Origin of the sequence: Helicobacter apodemus (genome assembly GCF_003097575.1) — a bacterium.
GTDB lineage: Bacteria > Campylobacterota > Campylobacteria > Campylobacterales > Helicobacteraceae > Helicobacter_D > Helicobacter_D apodemus.
Window position 1 is genome coordinate 1,738,258 of the sequence record NZ_CP021886.1, and the last position, 13,690, is coordinate 1,751,947.

The following is a 13,690-nucleotide window of genomic DNA, read 5'->3' on the forward strand; positions in this document are numbered from 1 at the left end:
AAAAGCAAATGCCTTATAGGAGGATTTTAAGAATCCGCAAACAAAAACACCATAAAGTTCTCAAATCCTCTTATTACAATACTAAAATAAACTATCACTTCTTGCAAAAGTAAAAAGCTCATAAGTCTTTTGTGTCGCAATTCTCCCTCTAGCAGTGCGTTCTAAAAACCCATTAATCAGCAAATAAGGCTCAATCACATCTTCAATCGTCCCCTCATCCTCACTCATTGCTGCTGCTAGGGTGCTAAGTCCAATAGGACGCCCCCTACTCTCACAAATAATCTTTAAAAAACGTAAATCAAGCTCATCAAAACCATATTCATTAACTCCCAATTCATTCAAGGCATATTCAGTTCTCTCTTTGGTAATAACCCCCTCTTCTGCTACTTCTGCAAAATCTCTAACCCGCTTTAAAAGTCTCAAAGCTATTCTAGGAGTCCCTCTTGAACGTTTTGCAATCTCTAAAGCACCCTCTTTTAAACATTCCTTTTGCAGCTTAATAGAAGCGATACTAACAATTTTTGCTAACTCCTCTTGCTCATAGAATTGCATACGAAATTGCATACCAAATCTATCACGCAAAGGGTTACTAATCATCCCCGCTCTTGTTGTCGCACCAATTAGCGTAAAATGGGGTAAATCAATCTTGACCGTTTGGGCAGCTGGACCACTGCCAATAATAATATCTAACCTAAAATCCTCCATAGCCGGATATAAAATCTCTTCAATGGCTGGAGAGAGCCTATGAATCTCATCAATAAATAAAATCTCACCCTCACTTAAATTTGTCAAAATTGCGGCTAAATCTCCCGCCTTTTCAATCATAGGGGCTGCGGTAACCTTGATAGAAGTATTCATCTCACTGCTAATAATATGTGCTAAAGTCGTTTTTCCAAGCCCTGGAGGACCAAATAATAAAATATGATCTAAGACTTCTTGACGCTTTTTAGCTGCATTGATAAAAACTTGTAAATTTTTCTTTAATTTTTCTTGACCAATATAATCATCCCAAGTGGAGGGACGAAGCCTAACCTCCTCTTCATTCTCTAATGCCATTTTTTCTATTTCAACAATTCTCTCCACTTCTAAAAACTCCTAATAACTCTCATCATCATTAGGAAAATCTCCGCTCTTAATATCTCTAACATATTCTTTTAAGGCATTCCTAACAAGTTCTGCCCCTTTTAAATACTGACGCACAAATTTGGGTTTAAAATCCTCAAAAAATCCAAAAGTATCGCTCCATACTAAAACCTGTCCATCAACATCCCTACCACTCCCAATTCCAATAACAGGAATCCCAACATTTTGTGTAATTTGCCTTGCCACTTCAGCCTTAACCCCCTCTATGAGGATACTAAAGACACCACATTCTTCCATAACTTTAGCCGTTTCTAATAGCTCTTTTGCACTCTTTGTATCCCTTCCTTGAATCTTATATCCGCCCTCAAACCTCACAAAATGGGGCTTCAATCCAATATGAGCCATAACAGAGATTCCATTTTTTACCAAAAACCTAACTATATCACTAGCCTCTATACCCCCTTCAATTTTCACTGCTTGGGCGTTAGTTTTTTTATAAATTTCAATACACCAAGCTAAAGTTTCTTGAGGATTCGCTAAAGCCCCAAAAGGTAAATCACACACCACTAAACTTTGCTTTGCTCCATTACAAACTGCTTGTGTGTGATAAATCATACTTTCAAAATCCGCACTTAAGGTATCACAAGCCCCAAAAAAGCTCATACGCAAACTATCCCCTACTAATATCATATCTACCTCTCCATCAAAAATCTTAGCAAAGAGGGCATCATAAGCGGTTATCATTGTAATTTTTTCTTGATTTTTCTTTTTTTTAATTTGCGCGATAGTTATAGATTTTATAGAACTTTGAATGCTCATTACTAACCTCCATTTATAAAGAAAATTTTACTATATTTTAGCAAGATTTATGCTACAATCTAAGCCCTAAACTTTCAGGGGCTGATTTGAATTTCGACAGGATTTAGATGGCTCTAGCTGCATGCCAACTTGCACGAAGTTGTAAAACCCGTGCATTAAATATAAACGCAAATAACGCAAATTACGCTCCAGCTTACGCTAAAGCTGCGTAAGTTTATTTAACCTTTGGGGCTATTTTTGGTAAAGATTCTAGCTATTTTCCAAAAATATCATTTATGCTAGATGCAATCTTGCCTCGCCAAAGCAAGATGAAGTTTTGGCTGTCTTTGTGAATGATTTTAGGAAGTTTTGCTTCACAAAAAAGATTAAAACCCTAAAAAGCATGTAATCCAGCAGTGTTGGTCTAATTTTTGGACTGGGGTTTGATTCCCCACAGCTCCACCAAATCTTTATTTAATTTATTAATGCTACCTTTTGTAATTTCTTAATTAAAACATTCTTTCATTTTAAAAGAATCTTTTCTCTTGGAATGAAATTTGCTAGGATAAAAATTGTTAAATTATACAAAGTGAGGTATTGTGAAAAAGTTATTCTTAACTTTATTAGTAAGTTTAGGATTTATAAGCTCACTTTCTGCACAAGAATTAGATTTTATTGCTGTTGCTACTCAAGGAAAGTTTAATGAAAACTCTTTAGGGGTTAAAGCACTTAGTGATGAGGAGATGAGTAAGGTTGTGGGGGGAATGCAAGAAGCTAGAATCTACCCCTTGTTGATAAGGGTTGGAACAAGCTTAATGATTACTAATTTAACTTATTTGAATGCTCCTAGACCTCAAGATCCTGTTTATTCTGGGCGACCTTGGAAATTCTGGTAATTGTATGCATGAACCAACCTTAATAACGGATATAGCTAATATAATGCTTTATATTTATTCTCTATTTTCGTTGTATGTTTTATGCCATTTAGATGATTTTACTTACAAGCGATTTTATGCTTATTTACTCTTAACATTCCTAATGATGAGTATTAGATTAAGTATATCACTATTAAATCTAATACTTATACAAAAAGAAAAAGCTATAGCAAAAGTGCAAACCTAAAAATATTTTTAATTGTTAGGTTTTTTACAAATTATCTATCCAAGCTTTAAATATTATTTTTTAAATGCAGTAACAACTAATATCTTATTGTTGCAAATCCTCTCTTATAGCCCCATTGTGTTATCTACAATCTTTATGATTTACATAGGCAGGTATTATCAAGGTTCAATGACAAAGCGTGCTATTTTGGCTCTAATAAATGGCAGAATCCTTGCATTTATTCTAAAGGGAATCCTTTTTTATTTTCTCATTCAATGGTTTGTAGGATATTCTTTAAAAAATCCCAATGTTTTATATGTAATTGCAGATTATACTTCTTGGATAGTTAATATTTTTACAGATATAAATACAAACACTGAAGGGTTATATAAATACTATTATGTTTATGTTATCCCTACTTTAAGAGATACAGCTCTAAAAATTATCTTAACTATGATGCTATTTGCAGTATTTCCTTATCTCACAATTTTCTTTAAAAGCTCTATCAATCGCTCAAAAAAATACAAAATCAAAAAAGAATACGAAAACTACTAAGGAGCAACAATGACAAAAGAAAAGACTACAATAGAAGTTGAAACAAATTTAGAGCCTATGAGAGATATAGAAGCAGAGAATCAATACGCATTATTTATGCAAAGAAACAATGATGAATTATTCTCTATTATAGAGTGTTTAGAGTATTTTAATCCCTCTATTGCTAAAAAGCTTAATCTAGTTGGAAGCATAAGTGCAAGGCTTGGTGGTATTTTAGGAATCATAGACGCTGAATTTTATTTAGCAGGATATTACGCAAACCTTAGCCTTTTATCTATGCAAGATTTAGCTTTTAAAGCTGAATTTTTAAACGATAAAGAGTTTGAAACCTATAAAAGACATACTATTCTTTCTAGTGAGTTTTTAAAACACAAAGGTTTATTAAAAGCTTCTAATTATGCTTTAAATCATCACGAAAAACCTGATGCTAGTGGATATTTTTCTAAACAAAGCTATCCTATGGAATCTGCACTTATAAATATCGCAGATGTTTTTGAAAATTGTATAAGCTTAAGTTTTCATCGCCCAAAATATACCCTTGATGAAGCATTAGAGAAAACTTTATCTGTTTATAGCAATGAGCTTATTTTAAATAAATCCCAAATCCTAGAGATAGAACAAGAACTTGTAAAGATTTATGATGAAGCAAAATGAAAAAACCCTAATAGGTAAAGGCTTCTTATTAGATGATAAAAAACAAAATAATTTTATAGAGATTTATCAAGACGATGATAATAGACCCAATCATACCTTTGTATTTGGTTCAACAGGAGTGGGGAAAACAAGATTATTAGAAGGGATTATGGAGCAAGATATTAGAAAAAATCAAAGCGTTGTTATTATTGACCCCAAAGGAGATATTGCGCTATTTTCTAAAATGGTGCAAATTGCTAAAGAATGTGGCAGAGAAAAAGATGTAATGTTTATTAGCTCTATATTCCCTGAGTATTCTTTAAAAATTAATCCACTTAATAATTATTTCATCGATGAGGAAATTATTGCTAATATCGTAAGTGGTGTTCCAGCACAAGATGAATTCTTTTTGAAAGTCGCACAAGAAACAACAACTGCTATTGTCAAAGCCTTAAATATTTTACGCAGGATTAATAATAACAATGAACCACTAACCTTTGAGGAAATAGCACAAAGGGCACATTATAAAGGGATTAAATCCCTACAAGATGAGTTAATAGAAAGTGTTAATGATGACCCATTGCTGCTTAATGATAAGGAGAGCATTAGAATTTTAAACCTCTTAGAGCAAATCCTCTAATAATGGCTTTTATTTTGAAATTTCTGCGATTTTATTAGTCATTAAAATCAATATCCAAATAAAAAATAACTATATTATGTTTTGATAATTCAAGCATAGGATCATCAACACTTTTTAGATTCTCTACATTTCATAAGTTAGGCTTAGGTATATCTATATTTTTTTAGAATACATTATAAAATTCTTGCTAAATAATTTTGTTATTATAAATGGCAATAACATTCTTTCTAATTATATTTATTACCTTTATTGTTTGGTATTCTAGCCATCGCATTTATGCTTTGAATTGTAGCTATTCGTATTCCATTTTACCTTCTTAACAAAATGAAAAATAAATATATAAAGCAATACACAAGTTTATATGCTTAAATATTTGTAAATAACAATATATTTAATTAAAGCCACTCTAATAAACGCAGTTCAAATCCATCGCAAAAGGATATATTGCCTGATTGCAGCTTATGTGTTGGTTTTCCTCTCTTTTAAGCTTCATATATTCTTTTCTACCACCTTTAGACCCTCCATTTCCTTAAGTGCATTTTTAAGACTTATGCAAATTTCCTCGCTTAAATCTTTTGGACTTGGTAGATTCTCCAAATCCTCTAAACTCTCATCTTTTAACCAAAAAATATCTAAATTCATCTTATCGTGCTTCTTAATCTCCCCAATGCTAAAAGTGCGGAATCGCTCACTTTCCTTGCGATTTTCCATTGCCCCCACGCAAAAACTTGCCTCAAACTCCCTCAAATGTTCCGCACTCAAAGGGCTTGTTACAAGGCTTAGATTCATATTTGTACGCATATCATACACCCATACTCTTTGCGTGGAATCCTCGCTTGTTGCGACTTTGTCAAAAAACAGCACATTTGCTTTCACGCCTTGTGCGTAAAAAATCCCAGTAGGAAGCCGCAAAATCGTATGCAGATTAAAATCCTCTAAGAGTTTTTTGCGCACCTTCTCCCCCGCTCCCGCTTCAAAAAGCACATTATCGGGTAGCACCACCGCCGCTTTGCCTCCGATTTTTAAAAGATTCATAATGTGTTGCAAGAAATTCAGCTGCTTATTAGAGGTTGTGGCGAAAAAATCCTCGCGGTTGTATTCGTCCTTTTGGCTTTTCACCTTGCCATTTTCGGCTAGAATCTTAGTTGCCGACTTCTTGCCAAAGGGCGGATTGGTTAGCACCCTATCAAACCGCCGATTGCCTAACTCACTCAGAGAATCCCCGATTTCTATAATGCCTCCCTCGCCCCCGATTCCGTGCAGATACAGATTCATCGCACACAAAGACGCCACTAAGGGAGTGATGTCCTTGCCATAAAGCCTCTCATTTCGCAAGCGTTTGAGTTCCTCTTTGTCCTTTGTCTGTGCTTTCATCGCCTCATACGCACTTAACAAGAATCCACCCGTCCCACACGCAGGGTCGCATACCTCCATATTGGGCTTTAGCTCCATTAGCCCCACGATAGAATCTATTAGCACACGAGGAGTGAAATACTGCCCCGCTCCCGCTTTGGTTTCTGTGGCGTTTTTGGCAAGCAGTCCCTCATAAATCGTGCCTTTTATATCTACATTCAAACCTAGCCAAGTCTCACTATCCATAAGCACAAAAAGCTTTTTGAGATTCGCGGGTTCTTTGATTTTGTTTTGCGCGTCATTGTAGATAAGCCCTATCACGCCCTCACTCTTTGCAAGTTGCGCGAGTGCGGCATTATACGCGCTCTCTAGCTCTAGCCCATCTAGGTTTATGAGCCGCTCCCATTTGCAGTTTGCGGGGATTTTGCTACTCTCTCCGATACTCTCCCGCTCACTTTCCATTTTCAAAAACAGCAAATAACTTAACTGCGCGACATACTCGGTATAACTCACGCCACTATCGCGCAAAATCGTTGCGAAATTCCACACTTTCGCGACAATCGCTTTTTCACTCATTTTTGCCCTCTCCCGCATTTTGATTACACATTTTCATAGCCTCTTTAATCCTTATAAATATCCTTTCTATGTCCTATATGGATTACACAAACAAGCAATACTTCTTCACTTTTAAGATAAATAATTCTAAAATCCCCTGCTCTCTTTCTAAACTTACCCTTATGGCGACCTTTGAGGGCTTTATCTCCACTAAAATTACCCTGCTCTAAATCCTCAAGTTTTGATTGCAAAAGCCTTTGGTTTTTTGGATTTTGCTTAGCAATAATACTTTTTGCATAATCAGCAATTTCCAAACGATACATTAATCCCAACCTAATTGCTTTTTAAACTCATCATAGGGTATTGTTTTTCTTTTTCCCTCTTTAATCTCATCTATGACTTTATCACTTATCATTTCGTCCATTCTGTCTTGATATGCGATAATTGCTCGTTCTATCAAAGCGGTGCGCGTGAGATTCATTTCCTTTGCAGTATAATCAAGCGTTTGTATCAAATCCTTATCAAGCCTTATATTAATCGCACTTTTCATATCTCTCTCCTCTGCTTTTGTATCTACAATTATAGATACAGATTCCTTAAATCTTTATCAATGTTTTAGTTTCTTTCCACAATATGTTAATTTTCTCTCATTTTTTTAACATATCCTTACATTCTGTTAAAAATCAAGTGGAATCTTAACATATCAACTCACCCTTAAAGGCTTGGTTTAGGAGCAAGGATTTGAGTTTTTGGAGATTTTCTAGGCTCTCATTCACAAACTGCGCCAACTTCTCCAAATGCGCAAATTTGGATTCTAAAATCTGCACGATTTGATTTTGGGTTGCAAGGGGTGGGAGAGGGATAGGGAGTTTTGAAAAATTTGTAGCGGAAATTTCTTTAAAGGTTGTCCCACTTGCGACACTTTCTGCCAATCTTTTAGAATGCAATAAAAAATAATAAATATATTCACTGCTCACATTGTTATTAGGGATTAAATTCTTAAACCCTTGATTTGTGCATAAAGAATTTGAGGCAATCGCAACATACCCAATAGGTGCTCTTGATGAAAAAAGAATAGAATTTGGAGGCAAAAGTCTAGCCGATGAGTTTTTTAAACCTTGTTCGCTAAGATTTCTTTTTCCCTTTGAAATATATTTTTCTTTATAACCTGATAAGTCTGCGGGTGTAATCCAAGCAATTTCTCCATCAAAATTATCTTTATTGCTTGTGGAGGGAGTGCCACCAGAAACAACCTTACCTATCTCCCCGAGTGTTTTAACTTCCCAACCTTGTGGAATTCCTTCCCTTATGAGAGGGTGGAGGGGCTTGAATGGCGAAGTCGCTCCCTCCTCCCTCTCAAACTCTCCCTCCACCCCGACAACGCTTTTTAAGGTTTGCACTTCATTTGATTGATTTTGAGATTCTGTGAGTTTGCCGCTAAAGGCGCAGTGGAGCAAAGAGGATTTAAGGCGCGGAATGTTTGTTTGAACCGCCCTAAGATGACGCACCGCCTCATCAATGTGTGCAAAGGCATTTTCTAGCTTTTTCACTATGGCTTTTTGCACCTCAAGAGGTGGGAGGGGGATTTTGATTTGCTTGAATGTCGGAATCGTTAATTGAGGAATACTAGAACCTTCGCCCTTTGGGATAAAAAATTCAAGCGTATATCTTAAAAATTCTAAATTTAATATATTTTCATTTGGTATAGCTGAAATCAACCTAACGACAGGAAAATAAGGCTCATATCTTACGCACACAAACCCTATTGTTCCCCTTGCTGAAATCGTAACAGCAGGTTTTTTAATGGTTGCTGTATCAGTATATCCAAGCAATCCATCGTTTGAAATCCCATTAGCATATATCGGTATTTTATTTTCTTGCGTTTTTATTGCAGTAATATTATTTGGTTTATCTCCACCAGCAGAAATACTTTCGCATACTTCCCCAAGCATTTTAACTTCCCAATCTTTTGGAATATTGTTTATCATTATTTTCCCAATCCATCATAAAAATATTTTAATATATACTCATCAAAAGCGTCAAAATCATTGTGGGTTTTAAACAAATTTATTATTTTTTCAACGCTTGATTTTTTAAATGTTTTTAAAGCTTCATCAATCTTTAAATCATTATTTTCAAAGTCAATAAAGTTATATTTGTGCAATTTCTTTGATAACATTCTTGGCAAACCGAATTCTTCTAAGGTATAGACAACAGAGGGAAGAAATGCGTTAGAAAGTTTGCTTACAAATGGAGAAATATCTGCAGCAGTAGAAAATAATGCTTGAGCTAGGATATTCATATCAGCAAATAACGAGGAAACCTTAAAAGAAATATGGTTTTCCACTTGAAAAAAATCATCTAATGAAATACTCATCTCGTTAAGTAGATAAGGTATATCTTTATTCCAATTTAATGATAATTTTTTGATTAATTCCACCATATTAGGATTTTGTACATTTTGAATATGAAAAATGGGTATTTTTGCCATTTTAGCCAAAAGCCCCCATTGTGTTGGTTCATCGTTTAAAAGATATTTAAAAGCATTTATATCAAAATCTTTACTCTTGAGTAGTTCTACAAGTTTGATTATAGTTTCTTTTTTATTTTTTAATTTTGATAATTTTCTTAGTTTATTATACTGCTCCTTTCCCATAAGGTTAATCATTTTTTCTTTGAAAGATTTGATTTCTTCTTGTTTATCATTTGGAAGCTCTTGCCCTATTTCTTCATCTGTTAGCATAGAATCTACTTGGACTTCTATTTCCAACACTTCCCTATCTTGACTTGGTGGCTCTTCAAACAAATAAACATTCCCTACGAAATATTTAAACATTCTTCCACTTCTCCCTATGATATTTCTATAAGTAAAGCTATCAAGCTTTGTGTTGCCTTTTAATTTATTCCATAAAACAAGGTTCTTTGCTGGAATATTGATACCCTCTATCAATGATGAAGTTGATATAATCGTTTTCAATCCATCTTCTTCTTCAAATAGTTTAACTTGAATCTGAGAAAGGCATCTATGAAGTTTGCCATGATGAATACCTGTAAATCTTTTTAATGCTTCTACTAAATAAAATTCTCCATAATGATTTAATAGCCATTTAGAAAAATCTAGCAATTTTTTAGGTATTACTTTATTTTCTTTTAAACTCATTATTTCACCACATACATTTTTTATTTCATTTTGGCTTTTTGTATAAATGAGTGTTTTAAAATTTTGACTAAGCACTTCAAATAATTTTGAACTTTTATTAAAATCGTTTTCCTTATAACTTTGAAAAATATCAATAAATACCGTATTATTAGAAATTGGAATAAATTCCATATCCTCAGAAAAAATATTTTGCTGACTTATTTCATCAATATTGGGGCATAAATAATATTTTTGTGAAACAATTTTTGAGTATTTCAATATAGTATGTTGTAATATAGAAGACCTATCTTTATCATACTTTGATGATATTTTATAAAACTCATCTACTATAAATAAATCCAAGCTTTTTTCTCTAAGATTCTCAAAATATTCTAAAGCCCTTTCTTGCGGAAAAATAAAAATATTTTTATTTTGTAATTCAGAACCGCTAGTTGTAATAATATGATATTTACCACCAAATTTTAGCGTTAATCTTCTTCTTGTCTCGTCCATAAGCGAAATAGTTGGAACGATAATTAAAATATTGCTTGGTTTTTTAATGGCGATGAGTGCGTCAATAATAAAGCTTTTTCCAAAACTTGTAGGAGCTGAAAGAATTAGATTTTTCCCCTCCAATAATTGTTTTAAAATCCTTGATTGTTCTCTATGCAATATCTTTGGTTCATTCTCTCCTACATCAGTCTTGAAACATTCGCACACGAGCCTATCTGAAAATATGGCTGTATCTTGATTAATATAAGGATATATTCCAACCTCTCTAATTAAGTGGTTTAATACAGGGGGATAAGCTTGTTTATCGCCAATTTTATCAAGTAATCTAAAAAGCTCATTGGCTTTTTCTTTTTCATCAAGCGTGTAGATTTTTTTGCATTCATCAAAAATTTGTTCGTTAGTCATCATTGTCTATGTGCCTCAAAAATTTTATTGATTTGTGCTACTAATTCTTCTTTATTATGAATTGGAAAAATTATAATATGAAATTTAATATATTCAATCAAAGGTATATCATTAAGTTTGCTAATAATCTTTTGCGATAAATTACCGCATTGTTTCTTATGGAATTCAATAATTAAATTTTTATAATTATCATTAAGACAAACTGAAGGGTTTTGTAAATGCTGTTTTGTCATTTCGCACTCATAAATAATAGAAATAGGTATATGCAAGATTTTTTTCATCTCATCTAGTGAAGTTCTATCATTAAGTGTCTTTTTTAGCTCTATCATTAAAGGCTTCTTTGAATCATCAACATCACTTAAATAATCCTCAATATCATTCAAATTCATTATTAAAGATTTTTCCTTTTTTAATTTATCAGTAGCCAAAAGTTCATACACAGATTTTACCGCTTCATTAATAGAGCCTGTTATATCATTATAAATTTTTGATTCTCCAAGCCATATATGATAAGCATTTTCTTCTAATTCTTCTAAGGTTATATGAACACTATCTGCACCTTTTGCGTTATCATTAGGGTTTTGTTTGTAGAATATTTTTGGAACAACTGGTAAAGCATTGTAATAGTTTTTCATAATACCATATAAAAAAACTTCTCCAATTTCACCTCCTGAGTTATCAATGTGCATTTTAGAAATAGCTCTTTCTAATATATCGCCTTCATTTCCACTCAACGCATCTCTTTCTTTTTTATTTAAGGCAACTTCTTTTAGATTATTTATAATAAAATTCCTAAATTTCTTGCTCCTCCATTGATTGCTCTCAAAATCATTAACAAGAGATAGCATAGCGTGATTTGCTGAAGTATTTATAAGCCGCTCATCAATCAAAACCTCAAAATCTACCTTATCCTTGTCTCTATATTTTGTAAAAGTATAATTGTCCATTTTTTCCTCCTACCCCACCAATGCCAAGTTTAACCTTTCTTGTCCCCTGCTAACTCTCGTAACTTCTCTACCAAAACCACCACTTGCGTATAAGGAGTTTGCCTTTGTGCTTCATTTTGGCTATTGATTTCTTTAGCATAGTTGATGGCGGTTTCTAGGTGTTGTGTTATGATTTCTTTAAAATCATAATCTTTAGCATAATTTTTCACATTTTTCCTAAATGCTTTTTCCTCTTGCACTTCTTTGCAGGGGCTGCCTCCACTTATCCCAAAAATCTTTTTTGTTTTGTTAAAATGCAACAAAATCCAAAATTCAAAGCAAGGGTCTGAAACAATCGTTTGAATTATCGTATTTTTTACCATATTTAACGCCTTATTAAAATCTCTGTGCCTATCTCTGTCAAAGACACAATAGATTGCATCGTATTCATTGGGATTTTGTTTTAATTTTTGTTTTGCATATTTCACAACGCTACTTGGTGAGGGGTTAGAATCTGGGTCAATGATGATATTTGCATTTGTAAGGTTGAGCTGTTTTTTGAGAGTTTCAAAATAATTTTTCTCTGTTTTTTCTCCCTCGTAAACGATTAAAATAACTTGTTTAGGCGATAAATTTTTGGTATTTCTTTTGTGGGACTCTTGCGCTCCAGCTTTACGCTTCTTCAACAAATCATCTGTTCCCATTGGAATCCTTTAAATTTGTCCCAAATTTGGCAAAGCACCAAAACGTCCTAAAAGATAGGATTTCTCAAAGTCTATATTCTCTCTTAAGCCTTTAAAATCACTCATAGCATAAAGCTTCGTTGCTTTGTTTTGTTTCTCACAAAAATAAATTTGGTCTTTTCTAAAAATATCTTTATCCAAAATAGATGTTTCGTGTGTGGTAAAAATCAGTTGGGCATTGTTTTTGTTGATATTTTCATTATGAAAAAGATTGATAATAAACTTTGTCATTAAAGGGTGGAGGTGATTATGCAGTTCATCTATAATCAAAATTTTACCATTTTGCAAAGTGTTAATAATAACACCCAAAAATTCAAAAAACTTTTTTGTCCCATCGGATTCTAATACCATATCAAATTCAATAGGTTGTCCTTGTTGGTTTAAATGCACGGCTTTAACCCTTGATTTTTTTGCCTTACCGCTAGAATCTATACTTATTGTTTCATTAAACAAATCCCAAGAGACCTCTTGTGTGTTTGCCTCCTCTTCTTTAAGAATTAAATTTTCAATATCAAAATCTACCGCTTTTAAATATTTTGATATTTCCTGTGGATTTTGCTTAAGAATATTAATAAAATCACCTAAACCAGAGATAGAACTCATATTAAACTTACCAAGAAACCAATCAAAAACGGGTCTAAGCTGCTTACTATTAAGCTGAATTGCGGTAGATAAAAAGAGTGCATTTTCTCTTGTAGAGTTTTCCCACAGCTTTTTTTCACCCAAAAACTTTGAGCCAAACTCATACTTATATTTATCATTCTTTGTATCATACGCCCTTAAAAACCATTGTTGCATTCTGCCATTAGGATAGGCAAAGAGCCATTCCTCTAAAATCTTTTTTCGCGTAGCGGTGAATCCATATCTATATTTCACATTTTCTGCTATAAAAGATACTTCAAATTCTGATGGCTTCTCTTTATCTCTTCCAAGCAAAAAGGGCATTAAAGGAAACTCTGTGCCTCTTTGCATCGTAGCACTTTGTAATACTATTGCTTTAATAACATCTATAATTTTAATAATATTAGACTTTCCCGCCGCATTTGCTCCATAAATTGCCACACTCTTAAGCAAAGTAAGATTATCTGCTTGAAAAGTATTTCCTTTAAGTTGTTTATCATTACTTGCAACAAGACTTAAAACCTGCTCCTCTTGTATGGAGAAGCAATTTTTCATTTTTAATTCAATCAACACTTAAAATTACCTTATAAAATGATATAAATTTATATTATATACTATTTTAAAT

The 13,690-nt window shown here is 33.3% G+C and carries 14 protein-coding genes, 1 other RNA gene and 1 pseudogene; 5 read left to right on the forward strand and 11 right to left on the reverse strand.

Annotation, left to right across the window (positions count from 1 at the left end; translation table 11 throughout):
• Nucleotides 1-81: 81 nt before the first annotated feature.
• Nucleotides 82-1,083, reverse strand: coding sequence for a Holliday junction branch migration DNA helicase RuvB (ruvB, locus tag CDV25_RS08605; RefSeq protein WP_034554696.1), 1,002 nt, complete (start codon nucleotides 1,081-1,083; stop codon nucleotides 82-84).
• A 12-nt stretch (nucleotides 1,084-1,095) separates the two neighbouring features.
• Nucleotides 1,096-1,902, reverse strand: coding sequence for a 3-methyl-2-oxobutanoate hydroxymethyltransferase (gene panB / locus CDV25_RS08610; RefSeq protein ID WP_108911587.1), 807 nt, complete (start codon nucleotides 1,900-1,902; stop codon nucleotides 1,096-1,098).
• Between the two features lie 77 nt (nucleotides 1,903-1,979).
• Here panB and ssrA point away from each other — a divergent pair.
• From ssrA to CDV25_RS08635, 5 genes are all read left to right on the forward strand, one after another.
• Nucleotides 1,980-2,346, forward strand: a transfer-messenger RNA (tmRNA) gene (gene ssrA / locus CDV25_RS08615).
• Between the two features lie 134 nt (nucleotides 2,347-2,480).
• Nucleotides 2,481-2,777 (forward strand): hypothetical protein, encoded by a 297-nt coding sequence (locus CDV25_RS08620; RefSeq protein ID WP_108911588.1) that lies wholly within the window; start codon nucleotides 2,481-2,483, stop codon nucleotides 2,775-2,777.
• A gap of 238 nt (nucleotides 2,778-3,015) precedes the next feature.
• The gene (locus CDV25_RS08625; protein ID WP_108911589.1) at nucleotides 3,016-3,537 is read left to right on the forward strand and encodes a hypothetical protein; all 522 of its coding nucleotides are present in this window, start codon (nucleotides 3,016-3,018) and stop codon (nucleotides 3,535-3,537) included.
• 9 nt (nucleotides 3,538-3,546) lie between these two features.
• A complete protein-coding gene (locus CDV25_RS08630) occupies nucleotides 3,547-4,191 on the forward strand; it encodes an HD-GYP domain-containing protein (RefSeq protein ID WP_108911590.1) in 645 nt (214 codons plus the stop codon).
• A complete protein-coding gene (locus tag CDV25_RS08635) occupies nucleotides 4,178-4,810 on the forward strand; it encodes a helicase HerA domain-containing protein (RefSeq protein ID WP_239056354.1) in 633 nt (210 codons plus the stop codon). The genes CDV25_RS08630 and CDV25_RS08635 overlap by 14 nt, the downstream gene beginning before the upstream one ends.
• 489 nt (nucleotides 4,811-5,299) lie before the next feature.
• Here the strand turns inward: CDV25_RS08635 and CDV25_RS08640 are convergent, their stop codons facing one another.
• The 9 genes and pseudogenes from CDV25_RS08640 to CDV25_RS08680 all read right to left on the reverse strand — a co-directional run bounded on the left by CDV25_RS08640 (nucleotide 5,300) and on the right by CDV25_RS08680 (nucleotide 13,638).
• Nucleotides 5,300-6,739: a type I restriction-modification system subunit M gene (locus tag CDV25_RS08640; protein WP_108911868.1), complete on the reverse strand. Its 1,440-nt coding sequence runs from the start codon at nucleotides 6,737-6,739 to the stop codon at nucleotides 5,300-5,302.
• A gap of 44 nt (nucleotides 6,740-6,783) precedes the next feature.
• The gene (locus CDV25_RS08645) at nucleotides 6,784-7,041 is read right to left on the reverse strand and encodes a type II toxin-antitoxin system RelE family toxin (protein ID WP_108911592.1); all 258 of its coding nucleotides are present in this window, start codon (nucleotides 7,039-7,041) and stop codon (nucleotides 6,784-6,786) included.
• Complete coding sequence (locus CDV25_RS08650; protein ID WP_034361444.1) at nucleotides 7,041-7,268, reverse strand: ribbon-helix-helix protein, CopG family; 228 nt, start codon at nucleotides 7,266-7,268, stop codon at nucleotides 7,041-7,043. The genes CDV25_RS08645 and CDV25_RS08650 overlap by 1 nt, the downstream gene beginning before the upstream one ends.
• Before the next feature lie 145 nt (nucleotides 7,269-7,413).
• A complete protein-coding gene (locus CDV25_RS10640; protein ID WP_239056449.1) occupies nucleotides 7,414-8,118 on the reverse strand; it encodes a restriction endonuclease subunit S in 705 nt (234 codons plus the stop codon).
• Between the two features lie 27 nt (nucleotides 8,119-8,145).
• Nucleotides 8,146-8,694: pseudogene (locus tag CDV25_RS10645) on the reverse strand (restriction endonuclease subunit S); the annotation flags it as partial.
• Between the two features lie 11 nt (nucleotides 8,695-8,705).
• Nucleotides 8,706-10,778: a DEAD/DEAH box helicase gene (locus CDV25_RS08665; protein WP_108911593.1), complete on the reverse strand. Its 2,073-nt coding sequence runs from the start codon at nucleotides 10,776-10,778 to the stop codon at nucleotides 8,706-8,708.
• Nucleotides 10,775-11,722, reverse strand: a complete 948-nt coding sequence (locus CDV25_RS08670) for a HamA C-terminal domain-containing protein (RefSeq protein ID WP_108911594.1) — start codon at nucleotides 11,720-11,722, stop codon at nucleotides 10,775-10,777. Before CDV25_RS08670 ends, CDV25_RS08665 begins: the two co-directional genes overlap by 4 nt.
• 29 nt (nucleotides 11,723-11,751) lie before the next feature.
• Entirely contained in the window at nucleotides 11,752-12,405 is a 654-nt protein-coding gene (locus CDV25_RS08675) for an RloB family protein (RefSeq protein WP_108911595.1), read from the reverse strand.
• A 9-nt stretch (nucleotides 12,406-12,414) separates the two neighbouring features.
• Entirely contained in the window at nucleotides 12,415-13,638 is a 1,224-nt protein-coding gene (locus CDV25_RS08680) for an AAA family ATPase (protein WP_108911596.1), read from the reverse strand.
• Nucleotides 13,639-13,690: the final 52 nt, after the last annotated feature.

What these genes read in the sequence shown, in the direction of transcription:
- panB (WP_108911587.1), bottom strand. Translation starts at nt 1,902, where the DNA reads ATGAGCATTCAAAGTTCTATAAAATCTATAACTATCGCGCAAATTAAA.
- CDV25_RS08630 (WP_108911590.1), top strand. Translation starts at nt 3,547, where the DNA reads ATGACAAAAGAAAAGACTACAATAGAAGTTGAAACAAATTTAGAGCCT.
- CDV25_RS08635 (WP_239056354.1), top strand. Translation starts at nt 4,178, where the DNA reads ATGAAGCAAAATGAAAAAACCCTAATAGGTAAAGGCTTCTTATTAGAT.
- CDV25_RS08640 (WP_108911868.1), bottom strand. Translation starts at nt 6,739, where the DNA reads ATGAGTGAAAAAGCGATTGTCGCGAAAGTGTGGAATTTCGCAACGATT.
- CDV25_RS08645 (WP_108911592.1), bottom strand. Translation starts at nt 7,041, where the DNA reads ATGTATCGTTTGGAAATTGCTGATTATGCAAAAAGTATTATTGCTAAG.
- CDV25_RS08650 (WP_034361444.1), bottom strand. Translation starts at nt 7,268, where the DNA reads ATGAAAAGTGCGATTAATATAAGGCTTGATAAGGATTTGATACAAACG.
- CDV25_RS08665 (WP_108911593.1), bottom strand. Translation starts at nt 10,778, where the DNA reads ATGATGACTAACGAACAAATTTTTGATGAATGCAAAAAAATCTACACG.
- CDV25_RS08670 (WP_108911594.1), bottom strand. Translation starts at nt 11,722, where the DNA reads ATGGACAATTATACTTTTACAAAATATAGAGACAAGGATAAGGTAGAT.
- CDV25_RS08675 (WP_108911595.1), bottom strand. Translation starts at nt 12,405, where the DNA reads ATGGGAACAGATGATTTGTTGAAGAAGCGTAAAGCTGGAGCGCAAGAG.